Below are 21,046 nucleotides of genomic sequence, written 5' to 3' on the forward strand. Positions count from 1 at the left end.
TATTAGGGGTTGGGAGAAACCCCCTCGGTGGTTAGAATGGTGAAGATCCCCAAGAGTCATCCGCGCTACTGGAGTCTCTACTACCGAGAGAAAATCATCGAGGGAATGGAGAAGGGGATGACCGCCAAGGCCGGTCTAATTGCACACGGACGTGGGGAGGCCTTTGACTACCTGATCGGCGAGAAAACGATAGAGCCTGCGGAGAGGGCAATGATGGCTGCCGTTGCAAAGTTTCTCTTGGCTAAACACCCGGTGATCTCGGTTAACGGCAACGTTGCGGCGCTCGTCCCAAAGGAAACAATTGAGCTTGCAAAAGCCTTAAACGCCAAGCTTGAGATAAACCTCTTCTACAGAACGGAGGAGCGCGTCAGGGCCATAGAGCGGGAGCTCAGGAAGTACGACCCGAACATCGAAATACTCGGGATAAACCCAACGAAGAGGATCCCGGGCCTTGAGCACGAGCGCGGAAAAGCTGATGAAAACGGCATCTGGAAGGCTGACGTCGTTCTCGTTCCGCTTGAGGACGGTGACAGGACGGAGGCGCTCGTGAGGATGGGCAAGTTCGTCGTCACCGTTGACCTCAACCCGCTCTCGAGGAGCGCGAGGATGGCGGACATAACGATAGTTGACAACATAGTCCGTGCCTACCCGAGGATGATAGAGCTTGCTGAGGAAATGAGAAACCTCCCAAGGGAAGAGCTCGAAAGGATTGTCAACTCCTACGACAACGGAAAAACGCTGAGCGATGTTCTGCTCCATATAAGGAACAGACTAACTAAACTCGCGGAAGAAGGGATCTGGAGGAGGAAACGTCTGGACTAAGCTGTCCTTTCGCTTTTTTCAACCAGTGCTCGAAGACCTGATATCAGTTCGTTCTCGTTTTCGGCGTGAGAAACTACTAGGGGTATCTTTTCTTTTTCCGCCAGTCTCACGGCCAATTCGTCAAGTTTCTTGACGCCATGAACGACCACAACGGCCGGTTTAAGGCCCTGAACTCTGACCGCTATCATCGGACTCCTTCCGGTGCTCACCTTGGTAAACACGAGCGCTCTCTCCGTAGTCCAGCCGTAGAGCTTGAGAAACTCTTCGCTGCTCATTTCGAGGATTGCCTTTATGCTGTCGACAACTGTGTAACCGTAGATCCGCCTTTCGAGTTCATCCTTTCTCGTCATGACTTCGCCCTTGACGGCCTCAACCAGTTCCGCTATCGTTACGGGTATTGCGAATTCCCTGATGTCGAGTATCGCGCTGGTGGGAAGCTCGACTCCGATAGTTCTGCTAAAGGCTTTTATGACGTTGCCGCCCCTCTTCTCGTCTATTTCCAGAAGTGCCTCAACAAACTTCTTTATCGTTGCCGCTCCAGGGCTTTTCCTCCTGCCGCCTTCGTAATCGCTTATTACAGAGGAGGAAACACCAAGGTGTTCCGCGAGTTCGGTCTGGCTTATCCCGAATATCTCGCGCCACTTTCTCATTGTCTTTCCGGGGTCAGAGGAGAGCGCTATTTCACCGGCGATCCTTCTCGCGAGAGCTTCCTTCTCTTTCTCTAGCATGTTTTGATGATCCAGTCCAGTGGTTATAAACCTATCGGCAATTGCTGAAATTTGGTCTTAGTTGATCGAGCACCTGTCAACTCACCATGGGAGCCCGAAGGGCGCTAATGGAAAAAACACGCTCGAGAACGGCGAGTTTGGGAGCAAACCCACCCGAAAATGAACCCTTCTAAAACACATGCTTCACTTTGATGAAACTTTTCACCAGAAAAGTTTCTCCGCCAGCGCTTGCTTTGCAAGGGCTGTAATGGTGGGCCCGCGGGGCTTCGAACCCCGGACCTCCCGCTTATCAGGCGGGCGCTCTGACCAGGCTGAGCCACGGGCCCGCGAGAATTCTGGTGCCCCGGCCGGGATTTGAACCCGGGTCGCGGGATCGAGAGTCCCGCATGATTGACCGGGCTACACCACCGGGGCGCGTCCGAGATTAAGGGTGAGGGAGGGTTTAAAAAGTTTTCGGATCGAGGAGGAGCGCTGCGAGGAGATGTGCCAGCGCCCAGGCAACTCCGATCCCCGTTATACCCTGCCTTGTCAAGAGGAAATAACCGAGGATAAGGAAGGATAAGCCCCTAACTAGATTTATCGCCAGGATCCTTCCTGCGGCACCCTTAACCGTAAGTCCAGAAATCCCAATGTAGACGAGTCCAAACGGCCCCAGCCCGAGTGCGATCATCTTGAGCATCGGGAGGGCGGCGAGGTAGTCCCCACCAAAGATCTCGAGGATTGGCTTTCCAAGCCAGAAGATGCCGACAACGGCGAGGACCCAGTAGGAGAGTACGAGAGCAAGTGATTTTCTGAAAAGCGCCTTTTCCCCGTCCCGTATAAGGATAGTTGAGAGTGCCACTATTGGAGTCATCATGAGGTTTCCGATGGTGAAACCTATGTAATAGTAGCCAGTCCGCGCCTTCCCAAGCTCCACGAGGACTATCGTTGGCATCAAATAGAGGGGGAGCACGTTGACGATGGATCCAAGGTAGTTGCTCAGGGACAGCGCGAGACTTTCTTTTATGAACTCGACATCGATTGTGAAGGAGACCTGCTCCCGGAACTCAGTCAGTCCCAAAGCCGAAGCGATGGCCAGGCCGAGAGAAGTTGCCAGGATCATGCCACTTGCCTTCAGGCCCCGAAAGATGGGCAGAAAAACGACCCTCAGGCCGTACAGGGTGCTCATCTTAACGTACACTTCCGTCCTACAGAGGGGGATGGAGATGAAGCCTAGGGCGTTGTAAAGGGCTCCAAAGAGACCCAGCAAATAGGCTCCTACGATAAGCCCAGGCCTTTCAAAAACCTTTCCAGGGTTCATCAGAACGTACGCGGTCGTGAACCCGGTTGAGAGCAATACCATAGCCGTTACCGTCGTGCCGGCGGCTCCCTTTCCGTAGATCCTGTGGAACCTCACGAGTCCAATGTTCAGCCCGAGTGTGGATAGGGCGAAAACCAGGTTCATGAAGGATACGAGTGCCGAGGCAGTACCTATCTCATCCGGAGGGTACAGTCTGGCTGCAAAGAGCCAGAAGAGGAGGCCGCTGAGGGCCATTATTATAGTTCCGAGGGTCAGGTCGGTCGTTGACCTTAGGAGAGCCCTCAATCCCACCCATCCGACCTCCTGAAGACTCCCCTGTCGAGGATGACGTTGTCCCTGAGATATGTATACCTTATCACGACTCCCTTAACCTCTGGGGGTATCTTGAACTCATTCATCCCTGAGACGTTGTAAGCCCGCTGGAATACCATCTTCCCCGAGTCCGTGTAACCGTATACCCTCAGGGTGTTTCCGGTCGCGTTTTCGAATTTGAGAATTCCTTCCTCACGGACGAGGGCTACGTTTGGGTGAAGGAGCCGGAAGATCTTGACCATCCCACCGTCCGTGTAAACGAGCGTGTAATCCTTGGGGTAATTGTTCGTGAACATGAGCCTCGCAAACGGAGTCCTAAACGTCTCCCCATCCATTAATACAGCGTAGCCGTAGTTGAAGTTGACGTACAGGTAAGCGTTGCCTGCTTTTTTCCCGGTTACGTTTGCGATGTAGACTCCGTTTTTATCTTCTATCCACGTTTCGTTGGGTATGAACTGAGCACCTCCAGCGTTAACGAGCACGTCCCACGTTTTTTCATTCTTCCTTACGGCCACTTGGTAGTTACCGTTCCGGAATATCACGGTGTCCCCGTAGGCCTCCCCGAAGGGTAGGAGGATGAGGACGTAACCGTTTCCCTGACCGGCGGTTGCTTTGAGCGAGCCCCACTTGAGCATCGTGTCGAGGGAAACCGTGACGTAATCCACCCCGAGCTCCAGGAGATCCTCCTTTGTAGTTTTCCCCAGGTAGAACGTCGAGACCAGCTCGCTCGGCGTCCCCTGTGCGACTGCCGCCCTGTGAGCAAAATAAGTGACCCAGTGGCCGTGATCCCACCAGGTGAGTACTATGTCGTTTTCATTCGAGCTGCCTTCCAAGTACTTCAGGGCAGTTTCCCAGTGCTCATCGACTATGGGTTTCACCTCGTACGTGGCCTTTACGGAGTGGTAACCTCCTATGAGCAACAGAACCGCAACGGCGAGGATTCCGAAGGGGCGGGCATCATTCTTTGTCAGTTTGAGGAACTCTGCCCCACCGATGCCCCCAAGGAGGGCAAGGCCAAAGGATCCGAGGAATAGGAAGCGGGTCCAGTACAGGGGAAGCAGAAGCAGTGGGAGGGCCGAACCGAGGGCGAAGGCGTCACAGAGCTTCGGCTTTCTCAGGGAGAGCGGGTAGAGAAGAAGGAAGAGCAGGAGCACGTGGTAGGCCGTCTTGATGTCCCACCACCCGGGTCTTGACATCTCAGCCGTTGCCGCCCCACCGAATGCACTTAGCCCGGCCGAGAGTATCTCCAGCGTGTTCCCGTACCTCCAGAGCAGCCCAGTGAAAACGAGAACAGTAACCGTTAGCGTGCCAGCGGTTCCGATCTTTCTGGCCTTCTCCGGAATTTTTGACTTAAGGACCCACAGCAGGGCGATCATTAAGACAGTCGCTGGGAGGATAATGAGGAGATGGAGACCGAGGTAGGCATCTTGAAGGGGCCCGGGGCTTATTCCTGTGAGCTTTAGGAGCTTTTCCCCCTGCCAGTTCTCCACCCAGAACATCCCAAAGCCAAAGACCCTGCCAAGGAGAGAGGCTACAACGGCCGCTATTCCCGTTGAGAGTGCCATTAGAAGGCCGTCCATTAAGTCCTTTCCCCTCAGGAAATAGTAGGCTGAAATGCCGAGCGCAACGAATAGTGGGAGAACGAGAACGATGTAGTAAGCGCTCCAGAAGGCGCTTGAAAGTCCCCCGGCGAGGCCACCCAGTGCGTAAAACGTTGCTTTTCTTCGGAGGTTTTTCTCAAATAGGGCGAAGGAGAAGAAGAGGAGCACGAGGGAGTACCAGAAGAGGGCGTAGTTATCACCCCTGTAATAGTTCGACATGGATCTGAAGATGTGTCCAAAGGTTAGGGCCAGGATGAGAGCGGAGAGCAGGGCAGCCTCCTTGGAGTGTATCCTCTTAATGGTGTAGTAGAGCGCCAGAACGGTGAGAGTTCCAAAGATTGGGGGGGTTAATTTGAACGCGCCGTAGACGGACAGACCAGCCCATTTCCCCAGGATGTAGACGGTGTAGGGCGCACCCCACAGACCTTTGGGGTGAAAGTGGTTTATCAGGAAGCCCCACGGGCCGAGGGCGTAGGGGAAATAGTTCACCCACCCGTGCTCCGTCACGTACTGGAGATATGCCAGATGGAAGTACGGGTCGTAGCCTATCGGGTACTTGAGCCTGTAGGGGATAACCCGTATGAGGAACGCGATCAGCGCTATGAGTGCGGGAGCAAGGTGGTGTGGGGATTTAAGCCGTTTAAGTGCGGCGGTTTTTTCTTTCTTGTTGCCCCTTTCAATTTCGCCCTTCTTCCTTCCTCTCTTTCTCGCCATCCCTGGCACCCGATTCGGATTGACTTCTTCATATATATCTCTGACGGAAACGTTATATTGTTAAAGGCCGTAGGGTGGTCTCGTGGTGATGTCCTTGGAGAAAAAGCTCAAGGCCTGGCTCGGCATCCTGACAGTGCTCGTTTTGATTCTCCTGCTGATCGACGCTGCGGCGGTAATGTTTGCAGTTAAGATCAAGGGAAAAGCGGCTTCCTCTGTTGATCAGGCCATCGAGTCCCTTCAGGATTTGAAGACCAAGACGTTTCAGGTGAAGGTACCGATCCACAAAACGGTAAAGGTTCCCGTGAACACAACCGTCAGGGTGCACGTTTCAAAGACATTCCACGTAAGGATCGAGAAGACGGTTGAGGTTGAGGTGGACAAGAGCTTTGAGGTGAACATCTCCGACACCGTCGATGTTCCGATAAACCAGGAGGTAAGTTTCAACGTGCCCATCGATCAGGTCGTTAACGTGCCGATAAACACGGTAACGAGGGTACACATAGTTCAGACAGTCAACACCACGGCCTACAACAGGGAGAAGAACCTCACCCTCAACGTGACCGTTCCCATAGATAAATGGGTAGACGTCCCGATAAACACCACTGTTAAGGTTCACATAAACACCACAGTTCCCGTCACGACCTTGGTGAACACTACCACCTCAGTTCCAATAAACACGACCGCAGTCGTTCCGTTTCACGACAAGCTGGAAGTGCCCATAAACACGACCGTTGATGTGCCCTTTGACGACTACTTCGACGTTCCCATAGACCAAGAGCTCGAGGTTCCCATCGATATGGAGTTCACGATGAACCTAACGGCCGAGGAGCTGGGCCTCAATGAGATGATAGACCAGGCCGTTCAGATGCTCGAGGAGATAAAGGCAGGTCTCGGGTGAGGGTTAAACCTAAAAGTCCACTCCTTCAATTTTTTCCAGGTGAGGTGATGGACGTTTCAGTAATTCTGCCGACGATGAACGAGGAAGAGGCAATAAGGGTAGTTCTCCCCAGGATAAAGGGCGTCCTCGATGGAATGGGACTCGATTATGAGATCATAGTAGTGGACAAGAGCAGTGATCAAACGCCTGAGATAGCCAAAGGGCTCGGTGCGGTAGTGGTCAGACAGAGGGGTAGGGGTTACGGAGATGCATATCTTGAGGGGTTCAGGAGGGCCAGGGGGAAGTACGTCCTAATGCTCGATCCCGACGGGAGCTACGATCCCGAGGACATACCTGCAATTTTGGAACCCCTTCTTAAGGACGAGGCTGACTTCGTGATCGGTTCTCGCTTAAAGGGTGAGATGGATCCGGGGGCTATGCCCTGGCTTCACAGGAGGATCGGCAACCCCCTCCTGACGTGGGTCTTGAACCTGTTCTTCAAGGCCGGAATTTCGGACGCCCACTGTGGCATGAGGGCCATAAAGCGTGACGCCCTTGAAAAACTCCCCCTCAAGTGTAAGGGCATGGAGTTCGCCAGCGAGATGGTGATAGAGGCGGCGAAGCACGGGCTCCGCATAAGGGAGGTCCCGATACGATATCATCCCCGGATAGGGAAATCAAAACTGAGCTCCTTCAAGGACGGCTGGCGGCACCTCAGACTGATGCTCCTATATTCCCCGACCCACCTTTTCCTGATCCCCGGGCTCCTGCTTCTCACCCTCGGTCTTTTCCTCCTGGCATACACCTACGTTTTCGAGCCTATAAGGCTCCACACCATGATACTCGGCTCCCTTCTCCTTATCACGGGGACTCAGGTTCTCGGCTTCGGCGTCTCGGCCAAGGTTTACGCGGTTAAGGAAGGTCTTGAAAAACCGGATCGGATTACGGGCTTCTTTATGAGGTATTCCATCCTCGAGGAGGGCCTCTTGGTTGGGGGGATTCTCCTGCTCATGGGTCTCGTCTTGGGTGTTAGGCTGTTCCTCCAGTGGAGGAATGCCAACTACGGTGCGCTGTTCCACATTCAGGAGGCCATCCTGATACTGACCCTCATAACCCTCGGCCTTCAGGTGGTCTTCTTCTCCTTCTTCATCAGCGTGTACATGCTCAAGGAGGGTTAGCCTTGCGGATCCTCATAGTTTCCCCCTATTTCCCCCCTGAGGGTGGTGGGCTTGAGAGCTATGCAATTGCCATGGTCGAAGAGCTCTCGAAAGAACACGAGGTTCGGGTTATATGTATGAGCAGGTTTGGTTCATCGAAAGAAACCCTGCGGGTTCAGGGAAAGGCCGTACCTCTCGAGCGCGTGAAGGGCTTTGTCCTCTCGAATACACCCCTGAGCCTGAGGTTCACTCTGAGGCTTTTTTCAATCGTCAAAAACTGGAGGCCCGACCTGATAATAGCCCACACCCCCGTTCCCTTCGCCGCGGACGTCGCCGCCCTCGCCTCCGCTCTCTTCGGCGTTCCCCTCATAATCGTATACCACACCCTCGGATTGAGGAAGGGGGCCCTCCTTGATGTCATTGCCTCAATTTACTCGAAGACCCTCGAGCGGTTTACTCTCTCTCGGGCGGCGCTTTTGGTGGCGGTTTCTCCGTCGGTCAGGAATTACCTCAGAGAAACGGGCTTTCGTTCCGTTGTTGTCCCTCCTCGACCGAAGCTGGAACTTCTCAGCGCGGCTCAGAAGAAACTTCCCCCTAAGGAGAAGATCGTCCTTTTCATCGGTCAGCTCTCTTCCTTCCATCGCTTCAAGAACTTTGAACTCCTCCTACGGGCCTTCGCTCAGGCCTCGAGGGACCATCCTGACTGGGAACTGTGGGTCGTTGGAGGTGGGGATGAACTGCCGAAGTACCGCACCCTCGCCCGGGAGCTCGGTCTGAGCAAAAGAGTCAGGTTTTTCGGTCCGGTCTCCGATGCAAAAAAGCTTGCCGAGATCTATTCCAGGGCCTCAATCGTGGTTCTTCCTTCATCCTTTGAGTCCTTTGGGCTTGTCGTTATTGAGGGAGCCATCTTCGGTGCCATCCCCCTTGTTTCGGGTGCAGTGGCGAAGAATATCTTTCCTCTATATCCTGGGGTTGGCAAGGCCTCTTACGTGTTACGGCAAAAGGCGGAGCTTTCTTCGATGTTAAGCGAGCTGTTTGGGCATCCGAAAACTTTAAAAAAGCTTTCTGCAATGCTGCGGGAGACTGAGGGATCCAGGAAATCCTTCAAACGGTTTAGATACATCAGCGTTCTTTTAGAACTCAATCTTTTGGAAAAATTTTGAAGATAGTGGGCGTTTTTTCGTGAAATTAGCTTCCGTGCCTTCAATTATTAAATAATGCTCGGTAATCCGGCGAAAGGTTTATATTTATCTGGTGGCCTATAAGGTATTGGCCTTCCATGAGGCCGGCCTCAAAGAGTGGCAAAAAAGGAAGGTAGGTGAAGTAGTATGAATAAGCGCAGGAAAGCGCAAATTTTTAGCCTGATGCTGGCATTTTTAATGCTGGCATCAGTCATTCCAGGGACGTTCCTCAAACCAGTGAGCGCTGCTGGTTACATTACTAGTGTTAGTGCCGAGACTAACTACGGAGATGGAGTTCTGTTTGCAGGATTCCCGTACTTCGTTAACGTAACAATTAACGCGAGCTCCAGTACTTTCGCAAACGTTACCCTCTACTACGAGTACCAGGATGGACACAACGTTACAGTGTACTCGAGAGTTGTTCCGATAACATCTCCCCCAGGATCAATAAACGTCCTCATAAACTCGAGCGACCCGACTGATGTTCCTCCGGAGTATGAGAAGGTGCCGCAGGACGTCAGCAAGGTCTACCTCATCGTCTACGAGTACGACATAGCCAACGGCAACATCCCGGGAACCAACAGGACCTTTGAGTTCGACGTTAAGTTCCCGTTCACAGTTACCTATACGATTCAGAGCTCTCCCTCAGCTAACTGGCAGGCCTACTACTGGAACGGAAGTGCTTGGGCAGATGACCAGGCCTTTGTCGGAATGCCGTTTGACATCAAGGTTACCATCAAGTACAACAGCACACTCATCGGAAGTGGAGTTACCCTTCCCGATCCGAGCAACCTCACGGTTATACTGGCAAACCAGACCCCTGTGACTTGGTATCATGTAGGCACCGGCACTGAGAGCAATGGTCAGATTGCACTGCAGTTCGAGAATGCGAACCTCTCAACTGGAGAATATAACTTCTCCGCAACAGGCCTCGTTACAAACACCCCAATACTCAATGGTGTCCTTGAGAGGATTGTTGTTGAGGACAATGAGAACAACCTTGTTAACTCGATCCACACGTTCCACATCTGGCCACTTGTTATGGAGATAACCAACGTTGAAACCCAGCCGCCAACCCTCTATCAGAACCTCCCGTTCAACGTCACCCTCACTGGCCAAGTGTTTGCCAACATTAGTGGTACGCTCCACAACTTCACCATCGTGGGTTCGAGTTTAGAGGGCAGAGAAGCAAAGATTGTGGACTCAGATGGTAACAGCCACACCATGACGTTTGGATTTGCAACTGGCTTAGTTCCGAACGGTGGAATAGGAACTGCCCACTGGACAAACGTCCAGTTTAGTGGAACATACTTCAATGCTACATGGGCAGACAACATCCTATATATCCCAGTAGAGCCATTTGGTGCGGGTTACTATTATTATCCACGTTATAAGACAATAGACTATCAGTATAACCCGATACCCCTTAACTACTGGAACCTCAACGTTATCACCAGCGTGACCATCAACGGCCAGAGCTCGAGCGTCTTCTACATCAACGTCCCAGGTGAGCTCAACATAAGCGTCTACTACGATGACACCAACTACTACAACCTCACCACAACTGCTAACTATGAGGTACTTCTCAACGGCAACGTCATCGACAGCGGAACCATCAACGTTGTCAACGATACCGGCTGGACAGTCACCACGATCACCCCGGACGAGCTCGGCATGATCAGCGTTAAGGTCTGGGATCCGGTCTACCACCCAGATCCAGCTTACAGCCCGCAGATTGAGGTCAGGGACTGGAACGTTACCAGTGACTACCTCGTCTACTACCACTACGGTGGATCAATCTACCCAGGAAAGGTCTTCTACGTTGGAGTTCCTTCCGACCTGTGGGTCAACGCTACCTACACCCTCGGCGTAAACCTCACCTCCAGCGTCAACGTCACCGTCTACGATGAGCACAACAACATAATCAACAGCACTATCATCCCGATAACCAACAACTACGGTGCGGGATTCGTGCTTCACAACTTCGTCCCGCCGCAGATCGGCTACGTCACCGTCAAGGTCTACAACGGCACCTACAAGGTCTGGACTACCTACGTGATCCCCATCAAGGACTGGGGCATCTACGTTGACAGCACACCGGAGAACCTCACCGTCGGCAAGTCAGTTCCGCTTACGGTCGAAGTCAGGGAGAGCCTCTACTTCCCAGGTGAGAGGGACGCCAACGTAACCCTGTACCTACCCGACGGTACTGTCAAGACCGAAACCGTTACCCTTGAGGGAAGCACATACACTGGCAATGGAGGGTACTATGGAGTTGTCACGTTCACTAATGTTACTCCAACCCTTCCTGGTCTCGCTAAGGTTGTCGTTGAGGATCTAACCTCTGGCAAGACCGCCGTCAAGTACATCCCGGTTTACCCGAACGGCGAGGTAACCGGCAGGTGGATCGACGTCAAGGTTACCCCCGAGAAGACCCCGGTTTACGCTTACGTTGAGAACTCCCTCAGGATTGACGCCCAGTACTACTACAACATGGGCGATGGCGCTTACAAGGACGAGGTTAACAGCTACGTCAACATAACTATCATCGATGCCGACGGCAGCACTTACAAGCTCAGCAACGTTCCGGTCGTCAACGGCGTCGTTACCATACCCAGCTACCAGCTTCCGGTCAACGGAACCAGCCCAATCTACGTCGAGCTCGTTGATACGATCAACAGCAGCATCCGCGGTGTTGCTGAGATACCCGTCCAGAACTGGCAGGTCACCTTCGACATAACCCCGGACTTCGTCTACCAGTACGTTGACAGCATAGCAAAGATAACCGTCCACGTTCCGGCCGGCGTCGCCGTTGACGTCAACGTCAGCGGAACCGTTTACACCGGCGTCACCGACGGCCAGGTCATAAGCATACCGATAGTTGACCCGACCGAGGCCATAGACGTTAACGTCGTCGCGACATACCACAACGCCGTTGCCGGCAAGGACTACGAGGTCGGAAGCGCGAGCAAGACCATCGAACTCAGGGGCTGGCACGTTGAGCTCTCCTACAGCCCGAGCGTCATCTACACCCACATCCCGGACACCCTCGTCGTCAACGCGGTAGCCGTCGACAACGAAACGGGTGAGATACTGCCGTTTGAGCTCGATGTTGCCCTCTACAACGAGACACTCGACGTAGTTGCCACTGGCACTAACACCGTCAGTGTCTCAATTCAGGACGACGTTGGTGCTGGACTGACCTACTTCGTTACAGTTAGCTATGGCGCTCACGAGATGGTCACCTACGAGCCAATACTCATCGACACCCACGACTGGGCCATCGATGTCACCAAGACCATAACCTCAAGCGCCTACAGCGGAACTGACTACCTCTGGGCAGGAGTTCCGGCCCAGATAACCTTCAGCGTCGTTACCTACGACCTTGACACCGAGGAGCAGATCAACCTCCCGGTCAGCATACCGATCAACGTTACTTACAACGGCTACACCTACACCGGAACCGACTCTATAACGATCAACCTCGCCTCACCAGAGCCGGCCAGCGAGGCTTTCCACGTTGAGGCTGCCTACGAGGACATAAGCTACGTCAATGACTTCGTCATCCCGGTCAAGGACTGGAGCATCTACGTCAACGCCTACCCGAGCAAGCTCTACGCCGACCTGCCGCAGCAGCTGACCCTCATAATCGGCTACAGCGCTGGAATCGAGAGCGTCGCCACAGTTGACGTTGGTGGAACCACCTACACCGCCCACGTCGAGCCGGTTGGTGAGGACAGCGCCATAGCGGTCGTCAACGTTGGCGAGGTCGTCGCCTCCGAGGGCTACGTCCGCGTCACTGTCACCGACCAGTACGGCAAGACGGCCACCCTCAAGATACCGGTCGTCAGCTGGGACATCGCGGTCACCTCGAACGTCAACTTCGTCTACACAAACGTCTCAACTGACATCACCGTTGACGTCCACTACAGTGACAGCATGCTCGACGGAAACGCCAACGTTTACCTCGTCCTGCCGGATGGAACCGTGCTGAGCCAGACGGCTATCATCCTCGACGGCAAAGGTCAGGTTACCTTCACCGGCGTTACCGCTGACAGGGCTGGTAACATCACCATCTACGCCGAGGACGCTGCCTCCGGCAAGAAGAGCGACAACATTACGATCGAGGTCCACGACTGGCACATGGAGGTTACCCTTGAGCCAACCGAGTGGTACACCTACCTGCCGCAGGACTACACCGTTGGAATCAAGTACATTGACGATGTTACAGAGGGTATAGCGGACATTGACTCAACTGTGGAGGTTAGCTACAACCTCACAGGTGTCACCGGCAGCGAGCTCGTCGACGTCACCGGTGGTCAGGGAGAGGTCACCTTCACAGGCCTCGCTACTGAGAATGCTGGCGTCGGAACCTTTACTGTAACGGACGCTGCCCACGGCAAGAGCAGAATCGTCAATGTAACCATCCACGGATGGAACGTCCTCGTCACTTACCCGGAGGAGCTCTTCGTTGCTCCGGGCTACAAGAACCCGGTCGTCGTTGGCTTTGAATACATTGCCGATGACAACAGCACTGTTCCGTACACTGGCAACACTACCATAACGATTGAGCTCCCCGGCAACATAACCCTCAGCGCGAACGTCAACGCCAGCCCGGTTGACTTTGGAATGATCGAGCTCAACCAGACGGGCGTTGGAACCATAACCGTTGTTGCCAACGACTACCCGGCCATCAGTTTCACTGGCACCATCCAGGTTGAGAACCTCCTCGAAATGAACCTCACCACCAAGAGGATCTACGAGAACGTTCCGACTGAGATCGTCGCCAACATAACCTACAACGGCGGTGACTATCACGAGCTGGAGGTCTACATTGAGGGACAGAACATAACCCTGACCACTACAGACGGTCAGATATGGACTGCCGAGGTCAGCCTCCCAGCTGGCAACTACACGGTCGTTGCCTACGACACAGCTCACAACATTACAGTCACCGACACGTTCCACGTCGTCCCATGGCACCTTGAGATAATTCCAAGCACTACCAGCATCTCTGCGGGTGACCTTGAAGTGGTTAACTTCACAGTCAGGGCCATTGACGATGAGACCAACGCCACCGCTGACATTGACGCTCTAATACACGTGCAGATAACCTTCAGCAACCCAGCACTCATACCGAACGGTACCTTCACCGTTGAGGACTTCAACCTCGTGGACGGCGAGTACACCTTCAACGAGAGCCTATTCGCACCAGCTCCGGGCAACTTCACCGTCAAGGCCATGGCAGTTGACTACGGCAAGTGCGCCAAGACAGTTATCGAGGTCACCGAGCCAACCGTTTCGCCAACCTGGGTTTACGTAGACATAGTCAAGGAGGGCAGCCTTGAGGCTCCAAACGACACAGTTGTCCTCTACTGGTCTGTCGACGGCAGGACGTACTTCCCGGCCTACGACTACCTCAAGCAGGCCATAGTTCAGGTTGACACAACCGTGACTACGAGGGTTGTCTTCCCGCTCTACCCGGTCAATGAGTTCACCCTCTACGTGATAGCTGTTCCGAAGTTCATCGCCGACAAGTACCCGATCCTCACATCCACGCCAATCGATGCCACTGTCACCCACGAGTACGTCTGGTACAACTACTCTGTCACAGTCGTCAACGAGACCATAAGCGCCAGCGCAGTTGTCTACAAGAGGACCATAACCGAAGGCTGGACCTACCAGATCCCGAGGGCTCCCGGTTACATCTCAGTAATCCCACCCGCCTCAGTGCAGGGCATTGCTCCGTACACCGGCTATGAGTTTGTCCACACCGAGGAGCTCGTCAACGACACCGGTAGCGCGAGCTACACATTCACCTTCGAACCGACCGAGTTCATCGAGTTCAACAAGATAAGCACTCTCAGCATCCAGCCTGCTCAGTACGGCTCATACTTCGAGTTCGAGGCAGTGCTCTATGAGAAGTACCTCAACATGAGCGGCCAGTTCGATGAGCAGTTTGAAGCCTTCGAGAGCAACGTCGAGAGCATGGTTGAGAGCCTGCAGTTCCTCAGCGACGATGACAAGCAGGAGCTCATAAACGAGATAATCAACGAGGCCCTCAGCTACAAGGACGACATCATCGGTGCCTATCCGGAGGACGAGATTCCGATCAGCGGCGCTGAGGTACAGTTCCACATCGACAACCCAGCCATAGCGTACCTCGAGCCGGTCAACGCCACCACCGATGAGAACGGCAAGGTCATCGTTAGGCTCTACTCTGCCGCACCAAAGGACGCCACCCCAGAGGAGCTCGTCAACTACATGGGCAGCGTCACCATCTGGGCTACCTATGACAACATGACGACTGACAGCTACACGGTCTCCTTCGGTGGCATCGGTAGCGTATCCGGTGACGTTGTCGACCCGAACAACAACCTCCTGCCTGGAGCCAAGGTCGAGCTCTGGATCAATGACAACGGTGAGTGGGTTATCGCTAAGGACTACGCTGGCAATAACATCACCACCATCACCGACGGCCACGGCCACTACTCGTTCAACGTACCGGCTGCCCCGCAGGGAACCGCCTACAGGGTCGTTGCCTACTACGGAGATGGCACCGGCTACGCGGACGTGATCGTCTATCCGTTCAAGACCAGCACTGCCGACGTCGTTGTCACAACCTACGAGACCACCAACGTTACCGGACTCGGAGCCTTCCTCAGCGACGCCCAGATCCACGACGTCAAGATAGTCCTTGGCAAGAACGCCCTCACATCAGTCGACTACCACGCTATGGACTTCCTCCTCGAGTACATCGGTGTCAAGCCCGTCTACAGTGACAGCGACATCAACGTTGAGGGACTCTCCGCCACCGACATGATAATAGCCGTTGGTGGTCCTGAGGTCAACGACATTACCGCCCACTACCAGGAGCTTACTCCGGTCAGGATGGTCACCAACGCTGACGGTTCAATAAGCATCGTCGTCGACAACGAGACGGTCGCCAACTGGAGCGCCCCGAGCCCATGGTGGAACGTTACCGAGGGCTACTGGGTCATCCAGAGGGTCGTCGATCCGGACACCGGTGCAGTGGTCTACATGATCTACGGTACCGACGCTGACAGCACCTGGGCTGCGGCTTACTACTTCAGCAAGCACTTCAGCGAGCTCAACAACGTCAACTACGTCGTTGGCTACTGGGAGGACACCGACAGCATGATCTACAGCCCAGCGTTCCTTAAGTTCGCCAGCGACGACAAGAACGGATTCAGCCCGACCGATAACATCGGGGTAGTCGTTGAGGGCTGAGGCCCTTCCAACCTTTCTTTTCTCGTTTGTTTATTACAACTCCTTCGGTGGTCGTTTTGATTTCGAAGAATTCTCCAATGGGTAAAACATTGGCTGCTGGTGTGTTTCTCGTGGTATGGTTTGTTATAAGGTTTAGTTCTGGTAGAATAACGACAACCTTCGACGAAGCCTACTATCTCTCAACTCTGAGAATAGGCGGTGTGTACTCGGGAATGATAACCCCCTGTGTTCTGCGGGCGGTTAACGCTATCATTTCTAACCCCGTGATTTCCCTCCTATTAGTCTCGTTGGGGCTGTTCATTGTCTATCCTTTTCTTCTTCTCAGATTCCATAAATCGTTCAGCGGTTATTCATCAATGTCGTTTCCGTTTTTCTTGGCTTTACTCCTGAGCAGCCACCTCCTGTGGTCCTCCAACGAGGTCAGACCGCAGCAGATAGGAACACTAGTGGGTCTGGCTCTTCTTCTGTTTATCCTTAGGGTTCACGAGGAAGATTTACCTAGATTTAAGGTACTCCTCGGGGTCTCCGTTCTGTGGGTCTTGTTGGGCCTTGCCCATATCCTTTCATTTGCAGTGTTTCTTGCCTTAGTCTGGTTCGTGGGCGTTCTTGAACTGATTAGGGGCAGACCCCTAAAGGTTTACTTCCTTTCGCTGGTTCCTTCTTTTTTTGCCCTCTTCCTTCTTTTCATGCCCGGATACGAGACTATGGTCTTCTCGATAAAATGGATGTTCAAGCACTCCACAAACACCCTGTTCCATTTTCTTGGCTGGAACTTTTACTCGTCCCTCCTTCTTGGATGGCTTTTCCTTTTGGTCTCCGGTCCAATTGTTGCCTCACTGTGGAGAAGAACTCCTACTTTCAGTTTGATTCTGGAGAGAATTAGGGGTGAGGTCGTTAGGAGGGCAGGGTTATACACCCTCCTTGGAACCCTTGCAATGCTAGCCCTTATGATACTTCAGTTCTATTTGGGGAGAAACGTTTACGAACTCGTGTACCGCAGTCCTAATTTCATCGTGATAATGCAGGCAGGAAACTTTCTCTTTGGAATCCTCACCATCGCGGGGTTTATCGGATCGCTCAATGAAAAACGATCCGACTTCAGTAGGGAGGTTCTCGTCTTCATGGTAGTTCTAATGGTTTTCGCCCTTCTCGTCTCGACGGTGATGCCTGCCAGCTTCGGAAGCTTTGGCTTCAGAAACTGGATGATCCGAATGTATCAGTACTTCGTCGTGTTCTCCCTTCCCTTTGTAGCGCGTGAGATCGAGGCCTTGTTGGGCAGCCTACAATGGCGTAGGGCATTTGTTTTCATATTAGTCTTTGGGATCACAGCTAGTGTTCTAAACGTTAGCCGTCCTCCCATCGCTTATAACTACCCCTACTACTGGACAGGGTGCGATCTTGAGCTGCTGTCCCGGGTGGGTCCGGGGTTTGTTTATAAGGGGGATACCCTCACTCCCCCTGAGAATTCCCTTGTGCTATCGTTCCTAGGGTGGGCCTATGGAAACCGCATTGAGCCCTATCCGGGTAACGTGGAACCTCTTCCAGAATCCGATCTCTGCGTCTCAGACCTGTGCCATTCTCCTTATCCCTACAGGGAGATCCCCCTGACTTCAGTGAACCTATCCCGTGCGACAATTGTTACGGGAAACATTCCTCCGGATCTTGTGTCTTGGATTCGCTCTCTCTTTCACATTAGAGGAGAAGGAGACCCCGTTCTTGCTTTGGGCAACTCCACCTTAAATCCTCTGATTTCAAAACTTGAGTCTCAGTACTTCCTCCCGGTGGTGGTCAACTACTCGGTAATTACTGGCCCCCACTTCAGGTACTATTTCGCCATCAGGGAGGGAAGGATAAAGGGGGACGTTGACCGCTCGATGTTCGTCGTTCAGGCGGTCTTAGTAAACGACACCCCCGTGATCGTCATCAGCTCACCTTCCCTGGACGGTGTTGCCGCCGGGCTCTGGTTACTCAAAAATGAAATCCTCCGGAACAGAACGAAGTGGGGGAATGTCTCCTTTGTAGTTGGTGAGTGGGATGAGATGGATGGAAGGGTTCTCCCTATTGTCAGGGCTTACTCCGGTGATAAAAACGGCTTCAGTTATGGGGACAGGATAAAAATTCTGAGAATCGGAACGGTCGGAAAGCCCTGACCGGTCATCATATTTCAGTGTCCTGGCTTCTCGTCATCCCGAGAGGATGTCACTCCTTTCCCAGCTTCTTGAGGGCCCTCTTGCCCTTTGGCCGGCCACCCCTAAAGAGCCAGCCGTGTGCCTTGTTAACGTGCCTTATGTAGTCCCTGCTCTTCCTGAAGACCATACCGCAGCGGGGGCAGCGATAGTAGAGCTCGCCATCCCTATCGATGAAGGTGATGGCCTTAAGCTCCACCATCCTCCCACCTCCGATTCTTCCCCGCATTTCCATTTTTTAAAGGTTGCGCTAGGCCCATATCCTGTTGCCCTTGACTTTGAGGTATCCCAGGGTTTGGAGCTCCTTTAGGAAGCTCTCAATGGTCTCCTCGTCAAAGTACACCTGAACGGTTTCCCTTTCCCCTTCAACGCTCAGGGGTTCCATTTCGAGGAGTTTCTCTATCAGTTCGTCTTTTCTCCGTGTCCGCTCTGCCAATCTTAGAATCACGTCTGCCAGGACGGATCTTGCTATACCCACGAACATGGCCTCAACGTAGCTTTCCTCCGTCGAGTACTCCCTCGCTATTTCGAGTGCAGCCTCGATGAGCTCTCTATCAACCTCAAGTACCTCAACGTAGTAGGCTTTCATCATGGCTACCTCTGTTATCATTCTCGGACTGAACCTTTTCTCCAGTTCCTCGAGATTTTCTCCAAGCTCGTCGAGAGGAAATCTGAGTTCTATCTCAAGATCCTCTAGCGGCGGTTTTGAAACGACTTTTAATTTTTCTCCTTTCTCCTCAATTGCCCCCTCACTCGCCAGGGCCTCCAGAAGGGCTAGACCCCCGTCCATCTCCTCAAGAAGCTCTTCTGGGCTGATTTCCTCCCCTATCTCCCTTGATAGAAAAACCCTTTGATAAACTCCACGAATGGAGTGAAGTGCCTCCTCTACGGGTGGGATACCCTCAGCCTTTTCAAAGAGTTCCCCGTACCTGCCAGCGATGATTACATAGTGCGATACTTCCTTTCTAACCTCTTCTATCTTTCTGTTCATTATCCCAGCCCTGCTCAGCTGCCTTGAGAGCTCGTTCATATCATCCTTTGAGAGAACCTCGAATCTCATCCAACCACCTATAATAGGTTTCCCGTTAAAGTTAAAAAGAAAACGGCCATTAAGCGTTCCTTTCCTCCTCTGGCTCGCCTCTTCTTCTGCTCTCGTTCCTAATGACCTGTATCACATAGTCAATGAACTTCCTGACTTCCTCGAGTTCTTCCTCAGGAATATCCTGGATTTTCCTGTTTTTGGTCTTGTAGGTGAGCAACTTGAGAAGTGCGAGCCTTCCGAGAGCCGTTTTGGTGCTTATCTCACCGTTCTTCCAGTCGCGCCATATGGCATTGGCTATACCGTAGAACTCTGGGATGCTGTCGAGTCCGGGATCGCCGACATCTATGACCTCTTTTCCTAAGTACTTGTAGCGCTTCTCCTTTTCCTCTTTGGTGAACTCTTTGATTTTGCCTTTGATGTACTCGTGAACCACGATATCACCCCCTTGGGTTCTTCACTTGTTTATTAACTTTCAGTTCTTAAAAGTGTTCCGGGGGCAATTGGTGTTGTTCATTTCGTATTTCTCTCCAGATGGCACCGAGGATGAGTAGAGCTCCAAGGTATCCCTCGGGACTGAGGGGCTTTCCGAAAACCAGGAGAGAGGCAATGTGCCCGAATATTGGCTCGGTGGAGTAGATAAGCGCCGCTCGGTAGGCCTTGATGTACTTCTGATACTTGATCTGAAGGGTGAAGGCAAGAACTGTTGCGAAAGCGCCCGTGTAGAGTGCTCCGAGCCAGGGAACTGAATTTCTCCAGAGCGTAAGCTCTCCAGTGATGGTTATGTAAAGCGTCGATAAGATGAAGTTCCAGAATATCTGCCAGAAGGAGAGGCTAAGATAATCGTTTTCTCCAAATCTCTCGACGAGTACTATCTGGAAAGCGAAGCTCACAGCACACAGCACCGTTAGTAGATCTCCATAGTTAAACTTCAGGGAGGCCCCGGAGATCAGATAAAGACCAAGCAGGGCGAGAAGTAGTGATTCCACATCTCTCCTTCTTATCCTCTCCCCAAGGATGAAGTATGCCACGAATGGTGTAAAAACTACGTAGAGGGATGTTATAAAGGCTGAGTTGGAGGGGGTTGTGTATTTGAGTCCCACAATCTGGAAACCATGCCCTAGAAACAGTGTAACGCCAAGGACAAAACCCCTCCAGAAAGTGCTCCATCTCAACGTTCGTCTCCTGAAAATGAGGAGCATTAGCAGAGAGGCAATACCAAACCTGTACACTAAAAACGTCATCGGCTCGGAGTAGTTGAGGCTTACCTTCATGACCGGAAATGTTGAACCCCAGATCGCTGTTATGCCCAAGAGTATCGCTTCTTCCCTCTTCATACGCCTTACCCTTACTCCTTCGTTCTTTTCCTGAACCAACGTTTCTAAACCTTTGGTTTTGGAGACGCTTTTAAGGTTTCCGTTGGATCTTCCGATGAGGTGGCGAAGATGCCGAAGTACAAGGACATGCCTGTGAAAATATCGGGAATCCGAGTTTCCCCAACCAAGATGAAGGTGGTGGGGAACGGCTTTGAAATAGTGGTGGATAAACTTGGTGGTGAAGCTCCAAGCCCGCTCCACTACCAGCTCGCAGCGCTGGCGGGATGTCTGAACATAGTCGGCACTCTAGTTGCCAAAGATCTAAAAATCGATGTTGAGGGCATGGAGGTTGAAATCGTCGGAATATTCAACCCCTCAAAGTTTATGGGGGTCGATAACGGCAGGGCCGGCTTTAAGGAGATAGATGTGACCATTAGGGTCAAAACGGACGCTGATGAGGAAACCCTGAAGAAATGGCTCAGCCTCGTGGAGGAACGCTGTCCAATAAGTGACAACTTGGCCAACCCGACACCCGTCAGAATAGAGATTGAGAGAGAGTGAT

General features: G+C 52.8%; 14 protein-coding genes and 2 tRNA genes. 7 read left to right on the forward strand and 9 right to left on the reverse strand.

Going from position 1 to position 21,046, the window contains the following annotated elements; all coding sequences use genetic code 11:
• Positions 1-36 precede the first annotated feature (36 nt).
• Positions 37-822 (forward strand): 4-phosphopantoate--beta-alanine ligase, encoded by a 786-nt coding sequence (locus tag TGAM_RS02050; protein ID WP_048811022.1) that lies wholly within the window; start codon positions 37-39, stop codon positions 820-822.
• Here TGAM_RS02050 and TGAM_RS02055 read toward each other — a convergent pair.
• From TGAM_RS02055 to TGAM_RS02075, 5 genes are all read right to left on the reverse strand, one after another.
• The gene (locus tag TGAM_RS02055) at positions 819-1,550 is read right to left on the reverse strand and encodes a helix-turn-helix domain-containing protein (protein ID WP_015858024.1); all 732 of its coding nucleotides are present in this window, start codon (positions 1,548-1,550) and stop codon (positions 819-821) included. The genes TGAM_RS02050 and TGAM_RS02055 overlap by 4 nt on opposite strands.
• A 248-nt stretch (positions 1,551-1,798) precedes the next feature.
• A tRNA-Ile gene (locus TGAM_RS02060) sits at positions 1,799-1,876 on the reverse strand.
• Positions 1,877-1,886: 10 nt separating this feature from the next.
• Positions 1,887-1,964: transfer RNA gene (locus TGAM_RS02065), tRNA-Glu, on the reverse strand.
• A gap of 28 nt (positions 1,965-1,992) precedes the next feature.
• A complete protein-coding gene (locus tag TGAM_RS02070) occupies positions 1,993-3,141 on the reverse strand; it encodes a lipopolysaccharide biosynthesis protein (RefSeq protein WP_148206246.1) in 1,149 nt (382 codons plus the stop codon).
• The gene (locus TGAM_RS02075) at positions 3,132-5,477 is read right to left on the reverse strand and encodes an STT3 domain-containing protein (protein WP_015858026.1); all 2,346 of its coding nucleotides are present in this window, start codon (positions 5,475-5,477) and stop codon (positions 3,132-3,134) included. The genes TGAM_RS02070 and TGAM_RS02075 overlap by 10 nt, the downstream gene beginning before the upstream one ends.
• Before the next feature lie 88 nt (positions 5,478-5,565).
• On the opposite strand from TGAM_RS02075, the gene TGAM_RS02080 reads away from it, so the two are divergent.
• From TGAM_RS02080 to TGAM_RS02100, 5 genes are all read left to right on the forward strand, one after another.
• A complete protein-coding gene (locus TGAM_RS02080; RefSeq protein WP_238516234.1) occupies positions 5,566-6,375 on the forward strand; it encodes a hypothetical protein in 810 nt (269 codons plus the stop codon).
• Between the two features lie 47 nt (positions 6,376-6,422).
• Complete coding sequence (locus TGAM_RS02085) at positions 6,423-7,532, forward strand: glycosyltransferase family 2 protein (protein ID WP_048811023.1); 1,110 nt, start codon at positions 6,423-6,425, stop codon at positions 7,530-7,532.
• 2 nt (positions 7,533-7,534) lie between these two features.
• A complete protein-coding gene (locus TGAM_RS02090) occupies positions 7,535-8,674 on the forward strand; it encodes a glycosyltransferase family 4 protein (RefSeq protein WP_048811024.1) in 1,140 nt (379 codons plus the stop codon).
• A 216-nt stretch (positions 8,675-8,890) separates the two neighbouring features.
• Positions 8,891-15,943, forward strand: a complete 7,053-nt coding sequence (locus tag TGAM_RS02095; RefSeq protein WP_193777119.1) for a carboxypeptidase-like regulatory domain-containing protein — start codon at positions 8,891-8,893, stop codon at positions 15,941-15,943.
• Positions 15,944-15,990: 47 nt separating this feature from the next.
• Positions 15,991-18,093, forward strand: a complete 2,103-nt coding sequence (locus TGAM_RS02100; RefSeq protein ID WP_238516235.1) for a hypothetical protein — start codon at positions 15,991-15,993, stop codon at positions 18,091-18,093.
• 49 nt (positions 18,094-18,142) lie between these two features.
• Here the strand turns inward: TGAM_RS02100 and TGAM_RS02105 are convergent, their stop codons facing one another.
• Genes TGAM_RS02105 through TGAM_RS02120 form a run of 4 tightly spaced genes read right to left on the reverse strand, consistent with a single transcriptional unit; the run spans position 18,143 to position 20,505 of the window.
• On the reverse strand, positions 18,143-18,331 hold the full coding sequence (locus TGAM_RS02105) for a C2H2-type zinc finger protein (protein WP_015858032.1): 189 nt from the start codon (positions 18,329-18,331) through the stop codon (positions 18,143-18,145).
• Between the two features lie 48 nt (positions 18,332-18,379).
• Positions 18,380-19,189 (reverse strand): hypothetical protein, encoded by an 810-nt coding sequence (locus TGAM_RS02110; protein WP_015858033.1) that lies wholly within the window; start codon positions 19,187-19,189, stop codon positions 18,380-18,382.
• 49 nt (positions 19,190-19,238) lie between these two features.
• Positions 19,239-19,604: a hypothetical protein gene (locus TGAM_RS02115; protein ID WP_015858034.1), complete on the reverse strand. Its 366-nt coding sequence runs from the start codon at positions 19,602-19,604 to the stop codon at positions 19,239-19,241.
• 46 nt (positions 19,605-19,650) lie between these two features.
• Entirely contained in the window at positions 19,651-20,505 is an 855-nt protein-coding gene (locus TGAM_RS02120) for a DMT family transporter (protein ID WP_048811025.1), read from the reverse strand.
• 108 nt (positions 20,506-20,613) lie between these two features.
• Here TGAM_RS02120 and TGAM_RS02125 point away from each other — a divergent pair, with 108 nt between their 5' ends.
• Positions 20,614-21,045: an OsmC family protein gene (locus TGAM_RS02125; protein WP_048811026.1), complete on the forward strand. Its 432-nt coding sequence runs from the start codon at positions 20,614-20,616 to the stop codon at positions 21,043-21,045.
• Position 21,046: the final 1 nt, after the last annotated feature.

Source organism: Thermococcus gammatolerans EJ3, from assembly GCF_000022365.1.
GTDB classification, from domain to species: Archaea; Methanobacteriota_B; Thermococci; order Thermococcales; family Thermococcaceae; genus Thermococcus; species Thermococcus gammatolerans.

Coding starts and splice junctions, on each gene's coding strand:
- TGAM_RS02050 (WP_048811022.1), top strand. CDS start 37: ATGGTGAAGATCCCCAAGAGTCATCCGCGCTACTGGAGTCTCTACTAC.
- TGAM_RS02055 (WP_015858024.1), bottom strand. CDS start 1,550: ATGCTAGAGAAAGAGAAGGAAGCTCTCGCGAGAAGGATCGCCGGTGAA.
- TGAM_RS02075 (WP_015858026.1), bottom strand. CDS start 5,477: ATGGCGAGAAAGAGAGGAAGGAAGAAGGGCGAAATTGAAAGGGGCAAC.
- TGAM_RS02080 (WP_238516234.1), top strand. CDS start 5,566: ATGTCCTTGGAGAAAAAGCTCAAGGCCTGGCTCGGCATCCTGACAGTG.
- TGAM_RS02085 (WP_048811023.1), top strand. CDS start 6,423: ATGGACGTTTCAGTAATTCTGCCGACGATGAACGAGGAAGAGGCAATA.
- TGAM_RS02095 (WP_193777119.1), top strand. CDS start 8,891: ATGCTGGCATCAGTCATTCCAGGGACGTTCCTCAAACCAGTGAGCGCT.
- TGAM_RS02105 (WP_015858032.1), bottom strand. CDS start 18,331: ATGGTGGAGCTTAAGGCCATCACCTTCATCGATAGGGATGGCGAGCTC.
- TGAM_RS02110 (WP_015858033.1), bottom strand. CDS start 19,189: ATGAGATTCGAGGTTCTCTCAAAGGATGATATGAACGAGCTCTCAAGG.
- TGAM_RS02120 (WP_048811025.1), bottom strand. CDS start 20,505: ATGAAGAGGGAAGAAGCGATACTCTTGGGCATAACAGCGATCTGGGGT.
- TGAM_RS02125 (WP_048811026.1), top strand. CDS start 20,614: ATGCCGAAGTACAAGGACATGCCTGTGAAAATATCGGGAATCCGAGTT.